Genomic DNA, 9,153 nt, shown 5'->3' with positions numbered 1-9,153 from the left:
GAACAAAGAAGACAACCTTTATGCTGAAAATGTATTAAAACATCTCTTCATAGGAGCACAAGTTGATGGATTGCAATTTGGTATTTCTCCAACAACTATAAAAATTCATTTTACAAATTTTGAAGCTGCAGTTGATTATGATGGGCAATTATATATCAACATCGAATCGAAATGGTTTTTATTTAATACTCCACCAGAAAAGTACCCTTCTAATGAGGATGAATTTGACGATTATTCCGAAGAAGAAGAATATAATAGAATTTTTAACATGAGAAGGCAGAAAGTTATAGACGTGCAATTAGGTAAGGAAACTCCACATTTGCTTATCCTACTTGAGAACGGACAAATCTTGTTTGTAAATGGTTTTCATGACTATTATGAATGTTGGCAAGCTGGGGTCCAATGTGAGGATTGGCTTGTAGTTGCTGCACCAGGTAATGAAATCGCTACTTGGACACCCGATGAGTTTACCAATAAATAAAAAGTTGATTTTTGTGGAGAAGTATCGAAGATAGTTTACAAATTAGCATAACAATATACATTATCATCATTTAAATTAGCAGGTTAATTTCTAAGTTTCGTTTACTGTATTTTTCTTGTACGAATATTTATTACAATGTGACTCTTAAACGAGTGATTAAATTTAAAAGAATTACATAATGATTCAAAAAATGCTTTGGATTTCTCCCAAGCATTTTTGTGTGCTACTTATATTTTTATTCCTGTAACCATTTATACCGTGATTTAGCTTTTTTCTCCATGTTGTTCAAACTATTCAAGATTCTTCCCTCATCTTATTGATTTGAAATATACATGATAAAGCCCATGACCAGTAGAGTTACCTTAGCATAACGTCTTATCCCCAAACCCCCAACTAAACCATTTTCCATGCCCTTCTGTTTCCCCAACCGTTTCACAATATTCGTTTCCATTAATATAATAATCAATATGAAGGTCCCGGTCCCACATGTTGTTATATAGGTGGAATACATCACGTTTTGCACCAATTTCTTTAATTTGTTTTTCTAGCGTATGTTTCACACCTTCTGGTATTTGATTCGCTACATGTGTATGGAAAATACAAATCACTGCATCTTCCCTTATTTGATCTACAATGGATGGTAGAAGCACTACACCATCTCCTTCAATTAATTGCACTGATTGTTCTTTTACAAGTTCTGCTGCTTGATCGAATAGTACCAGTCTTTCTTTATGTTCTGGCCAAATAAGCGCTCGTAACCATAAATAGTCTTCGTCATCATTTAAATCGTTCACGTGTAAATCTAGTCCGATTCTTTCTACGACAGGTGGACTTTGTTTTAGCAGATTCGGCATATTCTCCCCTCTTATTTCAGAGGTTAAATGAACATTCGATTGTGTATTTCCATACACTTCTTCCATTCCATATGAATAACTATATTGATCCCAAAATAGTTGTAATCCTGAACTTGTACCAATTTCTATTAACGCTAACGGTTTGTTCACTTTATTAAATATGTAACAGAAACTTGGATACAAATAGGCACATCGTCTTACTTCATTCGTTTGAACGAGTTTCGTTTGTAATAAAGTAATTATTTCTTCACGATATACATGGCAAAAATCTTTAAATTGATGAAAGGCATTTTCAAAATTTGTATCAGCATCTTCAACTAAACTATAATAATACCTTTTTAAACTGTGTTCTTTTCCTTTTAACAATAAATAATGGACCGCACCTAATAATAAGTTCGGGATTGGCTGACCAGGTTGTGCATTGAAAGCTAACGTAAGAACTTCCTCATCTTCAGAAATTTTTATTGATAAGTATTCGTATAAAAAACTCGATCCTTTACATTCATTTACAGAAAAATCCCGAAATAAGTTTGCAACTTGTTCTTTTGTAAGCATTGGTATCCCTCCTGTTTTATTTTCAGAATAATCTTACCATTAATTTGTCATTTACTCTATTTTGTCAAATTTGATGTTACAAAAATAGAATTTTACTAGTTTCCAAAGATAAGACATAAAAATAGAAATTTTTTTGGGATAACATCAAACTGGAATTCTTCTCCAAATTCCGCTTTACTACTATGCTTTTTACCCTTATGACAGAAGAATTCTATGAAATAAAACGTTAAATAGTTTAAAATTATCAGATAACACTAGATATTTTAGTCTATTAATTATTATAATAGACTATGAGATGGTTATATAATTGAGACAAAAAAGGTAAATACCTAGGTGGGGCCTAGGCGGTGTTTTCTTTTTACGGCTTAGATATTAAAACACCTACTCTTTTTTGCCAATATAGGGGATGGAGAGATTATCATGAGCAACATGCAGCAAAAAACAGACGTTATCTTAATTGGCGCTGGAATTATGAGCGCAACGTTAGGATCATTACTTAAAGAATTGGCACCTGAATGGGAAATTAAAGTATTTGAAAAACTCGCTAATGCCGGAGAAGAAAGTTCTAACGAATGGAATAATGCTGGTACAGGACATTCTGCGCTATGTGAGCTTAACTATACATCCGAAAAATCTGACGGGTCTATAGATATTGGTAAAGCTGTAAAAGTAAATGAGCAATTTCAACTTTCAAGACAATTTTGGGCGTATCTTGTTAAGAGAAACTTAATTCGTAATCCACAAGATTTTATTATGCCACTACCTCATATGAGTTTGGTGCAAGGAGAAAAAAATGTGGAGTTTCTAAAAAACCGTTTTGAAGCGCTTTCAAAAAACATTCTATTCCAAGGAATGGAATTTTCTGATGCTCCTGATACATTAAAAAAATGGCTTCCACTCATTATGGAAGGCCGTAGCTCTAATGAACCGGTGGCTGCAACGAAAATTGATTCTGGAACAGATGTTAACTTTGGTGCGTTAACACGCATGTTGTTTGATTACTTAAAAACTAAAAATGTCGAACTAAACTACAAACACAGTGTTGAAAATATTAAACGTGCGAAGAACGGTTTGTGGGAAGTGAAAGTACACGATATGAATAGTGGTAAAATCGAACACCATACTGCAAAGTTCGTCTTTATCGGCGGCGGTGGCGGTAGTCTACCTCTACTTCAGAAGACTGGTATTCCTGAGTCAAAACATATTGGAGGATTCCCAGTAAGTGGACTATTTATGGTATGTAAAAACCAAAAAGTTGTAGAGCAGCATCATGCAAAAGTATACGGAAAAGCTAAAGTTGGTGCTCCGCCAATGTCTGTACCTCACCTTGATACAAGATATATAGACAACAAAAAAGCTTTACTGTTTGGACCATTTGCAGGCTTCTCACCTAAATTCTTAAAAACTGGCTCAAACCTTGATTTAATTGGTTCTGTAAAACCGAATAACGTCTTAACGATGTTAGCAGCTGGTGTAAAAGAAATGGGATTAACAAAATACTTAATCCAACAAGTTATGTTATCACACGAAAAGCGTATGGAAGAATTACGTGAGTTTATTCCGAACGCTAAAAGTGAAGATTGGGATACTGTCGTTGCTGGACAACGTGTGCAAGTAATTAAAGATACTGATGCAGGCGGTAAAGGAACACTTCAATTTGGTACAGAAGTTGTTAGTGCAAATGACGGATCAATCGCTGCGTTACTTGGTGCTTCTCCAGGTGCTTCTACTGCTGTTCACGTTATGCTTGAAGTATTAGAAAAATGCTTCCCAGAACGTATACTAGAATGGGAGCCAAAGATAAAAGAAATGGTCCCTTCTTACGGCGTGTCACTTACGGAAAATCCAAGACTGTTCCAAGAGCTTCACGCTTCAACAGGACGCACACTTGGGTTAAATGAAAAAGAAGCTGTTCACAATTAATGAATAGATTTTAAAAACGACATAATAAAAACGTCCGATATATTCGGACGTTTTTATTATGTCTGACGAAGAAATATAGTGACTAAAATTATATCGGCGATTTTTTCAATATGTCAGCGATTCGACAAGGGATATCGACTTCCCGACAATACATGACAAATCCCCGTTAACTCTCAACTAGAAATTATACTTATCGATATTATCCTTCGTAAATACAACTCGTTCAGGAAGTACGATAATACCGTTTCCTTCCGCCTCATAGTCATACCCTTGAATAGAGTTTGGCTCTACTTTCACTTTGCCGATTCCTTTTACTTCGAAGCTATCCCCTACTTTTAATTTCTTCCCTTTTACAACAATTTCATTTGCAACATAAGTTGCGAGTGCACCTTGTTGTTTAACATCCCATAATCCGAATTGTTGTACTGTTCCTCGTTTTACATAATCACGCATAACGTTCGGTGTCGAAAACCCAGTTACGACTACTTTCTTATCCATTTTCAAATTCTCAGTTGCTTGCGCCATCGCTGGAAGTGCTGTTGCATCTGGAAATATTACTGCGTTAATATCCGGATATGTTTTTAAAATACTCTCCCCTACTGATAAAGATTTTTGCGCATTATTTTCACCAGACTATTTATCCCGCATTAACGGGCAATAAGACTCCCACCTCAAAATTCGGCTGGAGCAAAGAAGTTAGGTGGGAGATCAACTGCCCGTAAACGCCCGATTGGTTCAACTGGAATAAACAAAATAACGAACACATATGTTTAAGCAGTGGTCAATTGTTGAAAGGGATGAAGAGCATGTCACAGCTGAACTTTGAAGACAATTTGTTAACAAAAGTAGCTTGGTACTATTATAAAGATCAATTAACCCAGCAAGAAATTGCTTCACTTCTTCACATTTCACGCAATAAAGTCGTTCGGTTGTTAGATAAAGCACGGACGGAAGGTGTCGTCACCTTTCACGTAAAAGGTACTGGTTTGCACTGTTTAAGTATTGAACGTGACCTTATGAAAAAGTTCCATCTAAAAGATGCTTTCGTTATTCCAACGCCAACAGAAGATTATGCATCTTCACTCGGAAAAGCTGCCGCACAATATTTAGAAACTCATCTGCAACAAGGCAATTTACTCGGCATTGGCTGGGGAGAGACGATCAGTAACATGTTAGAAAACATCCACTTTGAAAGTTCTATGAATCTTTCAATCGTTACTCTTACAGGCGGTGTTAACCACTATATTCCGAGGAAACAAAACTATTTGAACTACATGCAAGGAGATCTTCACATTATCCCTACCCCTTTTCTAGCATCCACAACCGAAATGGCACAAAGTATTCTATCAGAACCGAGCGTGAAAGATATGCTTCACGTCGCTTCACTTGCTGATACAGCAGTAGTCGGCATTGGAGGTTTATCTCAAGATGCCACAATTGTAAAAGAAGAAAAATTAACGCTACATGAAATGACATATATACGTAGTCAGAACGGAGCCGGAGATATTTTAGGTCAATTTTATAATACTGATGGAAAACAATTAGAGCTTCCCCATCATAACCGTCTTATCGGCACACCACTCTCTGTTCTTCAAAGTATGAAACATGTCGTTGGTGTAGCTGGCAGCACTGAAAAGTTAGACGCAATTTTCGGCGCCTTAAAAGGAAAATTCATTCATACATTAATTACCGATGAAGAAACTGCTCTCTCCTTATTAAGAAAGGAAGGTGACTCTTAATGTCTACTCTATTAGCTTACGATGCTGGTACAGGAAGTATTCGAGCAGTCCTTTTTGATTTACAAGGAAATCAGCTTGCAGTCAGTCAAAAAGAATGGATTCATAAATCCGATAGTCGTTATCCCGGTTCTATGAATTTTGATGTAAAAGAAAATTGGCAGCTCGTCCAAGAATGTACAAAGGATGTGCTGCAAAAAAGTAATACGTCCCCCTATTCTATTAAAGGCATAAGTGCAACGAGCATGCGCGAAGGCTTTGTTTTATACGATAAAAACGGGCAAGAAATATGGGCTTGTGCAAATGTTGATGGCCGCGCATCAGCGGAAGTTAGTGAACTAAAACAAATACGTTCCGAAATTGAAGAAGATTTATATAGAAAATCCGGTCAAACTTTTTCGTTAGGTGCTTTACCTCGCTTACTTTGGATTAAAAAACATGAACCAGACGTGTACAAAAACATTCATTCCTTTACGATGTTAAACGATTGGATTTTATATAAATTGTGCGGTGTACTGCAAATTGATTCTTCAAATGGATGTACGTCCGGTATATTCGATTTACAAAATAGAGCTTGGGATAACTCCATTGCTGAGCAATGCGGTCTTACTCTAGCCTTTTCTCCAAAAGTAAATGAAGCCGGTACAACTATTGGGAATATCACAAAACGAAGTGCTGAATTAACAGGATTACATGAAGGAACTCCTGTCGTTGCTGGCGGCGGTGATGCTCAAATGGCATCACTCGGAACTGGAGTTGTTAAGCAAAATCAAACATTAATATGCGGGGGTAGCTTTTGGCAGCAAGAAGTTAACATTACTGAACCAATAACGGATCCGCATGCTGCGATTCGCGTAAATTGCCATGTCGTTCCTAACCTTTGGCAATATGAAACGATCGCCTTTTTCCCAGGCCTCGTTATGCGCTGGTTTCGAGATGCTTTTTGCCAAGAAGAAAAGAAACTCGCTGAAAAACTCGGTGTAGATGCATATGAATTGTTAGAAGAACAAGCGAAAGACGTACCTGTCGGCTCACATGGCATTATCCCTACTTTCTCAAACGTCATGAACTATATTTCTTGGCGTCATGCCGCACCTTCTTTTTTAAATTTAAGCTTAGATGCTGACAAATGTGGGAAGAAAGAAATGTTCCGCGCTATTGAAGAAAATGCCGCCTTCGTTACACTTGGAAACTTAAAACGAATTGAAAATCTCACAGGTACATTCCCTTCTGAAGTTGTTTTTGCTGGCGGTGGTGCTAAAGGAAAACTATGGTCTCAAATTCTATCAGACGTACTCGGCATTCCTGTAAAAGTACCCGTTGTGAAAGAAGCAGCTGCTTTAGGAACTGCAATTGCTGCTGGTGTTGGCGCTGGAATATATTCATCTATGGAAGAGACTGCCAAACAGTTTGTACAGTGGGAAAGCACATTCGAGCCAGTCACTGAAAATCATGAACTCTATAAGGAATTCTATGAAACATGGAAAACCGTATATGACAGTCAGCTCGCTTTAGCCGATAAAGGGCTCACCTCACATATGTGGATTGCGCCAGGTGCGCTGTAACACATTACATAAAGGAGTGATTTCTATGCTTAAAGTGAATGAAGATGATTTCACCTATCGCTTCGGTGATAACGGGCCTAAATATTTAATACAAGGTCCAAATATCGATCTTGGCCTAGTCGTTATTCAGCCTGGGCAAGAGTTTCAAAATCACTATCATACAACGTGCGAAGAAGTCTTCTATGCGTTAGAAGGCGAAATAGATTTCTATGTAAATAACGAAAGAATTCCAATAAAACAAGGAGATGTCTTGCAAGTTCGCCCTCATGAATCTCACTATCTTATTAACCATTCCGATAAGCCTTTTAAAGCTGTTTTTATAAAGTCACCACATTTACCAAATAAAGATACAGTACAAACTGAAAATCCAACATTAACAAAGGAGTGATTCCTAATGACTTGGGGATTTAAAAATCGATTAAACACAATTTTACCTGACGGCAGAGCGGTTATGTTAGCGATAGATCACGGCTACTTTTTAGGACCGATTCACGGACTAGAACAACCGTTAGAAACAGTTAAAAACTTGCTTCCATATACAGACTCCCTCTTTTTAACACGAGGTGTACTCAGCTCGTGCATTCCTGAAAACTGCAACACGCCGATGGTTATGCGTGTATCAGGCGGAGCAACTGTAGTCGGTAAAGATTTAGCGAATGAAACAATTGTTACACCTGTGAAAGAAGCAGTAAAACAAAACGCAATTGGCGTCGGCGTTTCTGTCTTTATTGGATCAGACTATGAAACACAAACCGTTTCAAATCTCGCAAATGTAGTATCTGAAGCTCACGATTATGGCCTGCCAGTACTCGGTATTACCGCCGTTGCGAAAGAGCTACAAAAACGTGAAGCTCGCTTTCTAGCACTCGCCTCCCGCGTATGTGTTGAAATGGGAGCTGACATTATTAAAACGTATTACTGCGAAGGATTCGAAAAAATCACAAGTACCTGCCCTGCCCCAGTCGTAATCGCGGGCGGCCCAAAACTAGATTCAATCGAAGACGCATTAAACATTACGTACAGTGCGCTGCAAGAAGGCGCAATCGGAGTAGACATGGGCCGAAACATATGGCAGTCCGAACATCCAGCTGCGATGATTCAAGCAATTCATGGCATTGTGAAAAATAGATTGAATGTGAAAGAGGCGCTGGAACTATATAATGATGTGAAAAATTAATGTGAAGATGACAGACTATGTATTACAGTAGTCTGTCATCTTTTGTTAAACTAAAAGAAAAGGAGGAATGATTATGCAACGAATGTCTTTTGAACGCCCTACTGATCATTACGATGAACGCTTATACTCTATTGATGAAAAAATTTGCGCCCTATTAAAAGAAAGAAAAGAACTTTCGAATGGGAACCCAGGATTTCCGCCTGATGAGGCTACTTCTAATTGGGCAAAGCAGTACGGATTTTATCCAGACTATTTAAATTCATTATTCTCTTCCATGATGGATGAAGAAGAATTTAAACCTCACGTCGAACCGACTAAGTTTAAAAAACATATACCCATTTTAAAAACTTATGAACATAAAGGAACTGTGTATACTGTAACCTTTATTCGTCAATATTCTAATGCTAGCGTAATTTACTTATATAAAGAATGGGATTCAAAAAACAAAACACTTAATGAGATAAATACACATAGCCTTGTTGAATTATCTATAAATACTACATACGATTGCTGGGCAGAAGGATGGACTGGAACAGATGGACATGTGAGCTACCAATTTATTGTATCTCCTGCTCTTCCTGATAATTTGTCTGGAATAAGCTTACGATTTAAAGACCAAAGTATGCCGTTTATGAAAGATCAAGCTGTGCTTGAATTTGAAATTCAGTTAGATTAATAAATAAAGGAGCTGTCTCATAAGTCGGATTTCTGACTAAAAGATGCGTTATTGTATCCCTTTTAATCTATTTATCTAAAGGCGTGTATTAATAGTGAAAAATGAAAAGAAGATCGGAACTGAAAGGCTGATTAAGGAACTATTGGGTAGTAATAAAGTTACTCCACTAAAGGGCCAGATTGTGTA

General features: G+C 37.3%; 8 protein-coding genes and 1 pseudogene. 7 read left to right on the top strand and 2 right to left on the bottom strand.

What is annotated here, in order from left to right:
• A partial coding sequence (locus tag ACFWDE_RS23945) for a hypothetical protein (protein WP_377895162.1) occupies positions 1-481 on the top strand: 481 nt, incomplete at its 5' end.
• Positions 482-843: 362 nt separating this feature from the next.
• Here the strand turns inward: ACFWDE_RS23945 and ACFWDE_RS23940 are convergent.
• On the bottom strand, positions 844-1,890 hold the full coding sequence (locus ACFWDE_RS23940) for a DUF2332 domain-containing protein (RefSeq protein WP_377895161.1): 1,047 nt from the start codon (positions 1,888-1,890) through the stop codon (positions 844-846).
• Between the two features lie 420 nt (positions 1,891-2,310).
• On the opposite strand from ACFWDE_RS23940, the gene ACFWDE_RS23935 reads away from it, so the two are divergent.
• Positions 2,311-3,813 (top strand): malate:quinone oxidoreductase, encoded by a 1,503-nt coding sequence (locus tag ACFWDE_RS23935; protein ID WP_377895159.1) that lies wholly within the window; start codon positions 2,311-2,313, stop codon positions 3,811-3,813.
• Positions 3,814-3,990: 177 nt separating this feature from the next.
• Here ACFWDE_RS23935 and ACFWDE_RS23930 read toward each other — a convergent pair.
• Positions 3,991-4,443 (bottom strand): annotated as a pseudogene (locus ACFWDE_RS23930) (substrate-binding domain-containing protein); the annotation flags it as partial.
• Between the two features lie 176 nt (positions 4,444-4,619).
• Here ACFWDE_RS23930 and ACFWDE_RS23925 point away from each other — a divergent pair.
• From ACFWDE_RS23925 to ACFWDE_RS23905, 5 genes are all read left to right on the top strand, one after another.
• Positions 4,620-5,552, top strand: a complete 933-nt coding sequence (locus ACFWDE_RS23925; protein ID WP_377895157.1) for a sugar-binding transcriptional regulator — start codon at positions 4,620-4,622, stop codon at positions 5,550-5,552.
• Positions 5,552-7,114, top strand: a complete 1,563-nt coding sequence (gene lsrK / locus ACFWDE_RS23920; protein ID WP_377895156.1) for an autoinducer-2 kinase — start codon at positions 5,552-5,554, stop codon at positions 7,112-7,114. The genes ACFWDE_RS23925 and lsrK overlap by 1 nt, the downstream gene beginning before the upstream one ends.
• Positions 7,115-7,139: 25 nt before the next feature.
• A complete protein-coding gene (locus tag ACFWDE_RS23915) occupies positions 7,140-7,502 on the top strand; it encodes a cupin domain-containing protein (RefSeq protein WP_002147097.1) in 363 nt (120 codons plus the stop codon).
• 6 nt (positions 7,503-7,508) lie between these two features.
• Positions 7,509-8,291: a 3-hydroxy-5-phosphonooxypentane-2,4-dione thiolase gene (lsrF, locus tag ACFWDE_RS23910; protein WP_377895152.1), complete on the top strand. Its 783-nt coding sequence runs from the start codon at positions 7,509-7,511 to the stop codon at positions 8,289-8,291.
• Between the two features lie 73 nt (positions 8,292-8,364).
• The gene (locus tag ACFWDE_RS23905) at positions 8,365-8,967 is read left to right on the top strand and encodes a hypothetical protein (RefSeq protein WP_377895150.1); all 603 of its coding nucleotides are present in this window, start codon (positions 8,365-8,367) and stop codon (positions 8,965-8,967) included.
• Positions 8,968-9,153 lie beyond the last annotated feature (186 nt).

This window comes from Bacillus sp. NPDC060175, assembly GCF_042728695.1.
In the GTDB taxonomy this organism is placed as follows: Bacteria; Bacillota; Bacilli; order Bacillales; family Bacillaceae_G; genus Bacillus_A.
Note: the sequence above shows the minus strand (reverse complement) of the source record. Positions and strands in the feature narration are given on the sequence as shown.

What these genes read in the sequence shown, in the direction of transcription:
- ACFWDE_RS23940 (WP_377895161.1), bottom strand. Translation starts at nt 1,890, where the DNA reads ATGCTTACAAAAGAACAAGTTGCAAACTTATTTCGGGATTTTTCTGTA.
- ACFWDE_RS23935 (WP_377895159.1), top strand. Translation starts at nt 2,311, where the DNA reads ATGAGCAACATGCAGCAAAAAACAGACGTTATCTTAATTGGCGCTGGA.
- ACFWDE_RS23925 (WP_377895157.1), top strand. Translation starts at nt 4,620, where the DNA reads ATGTCACAGCTGAACTTTGAAGACAATTTGTTAACAAAAGTAGCTTGG.
- lsrK (WP_377895156.1), top strand. Translation starts at nt 5,552, where the DNA reads ATGTCTACTCTATTAGCTTACGATGCTGGTACAGGAAGTATTCGAGCA.
- ACFWDE_RS23915 (WP_002147097.1), top strand. Translation starts at nt 7,140, where the DNA reads ATGCTTAAAGTGAATGAAGATGATTTCACCTATCGCTTCGGTGATAAC.
- lsrF (WP_377895152.1), top strand. Translation starts at nt 7,509, where the DNA reads ATGACTTGGGGATTTAAAAATCGATTAAACACAATTTTACCTGACGGC.
- ACFWDE_RS23905 (WP_377895150.1), top strand. Translation starts at nt 8,365, where the DNA reads ATGCAACGAATGTCTTTTGAACGCCCTACTGATCATTACGATGAACGC.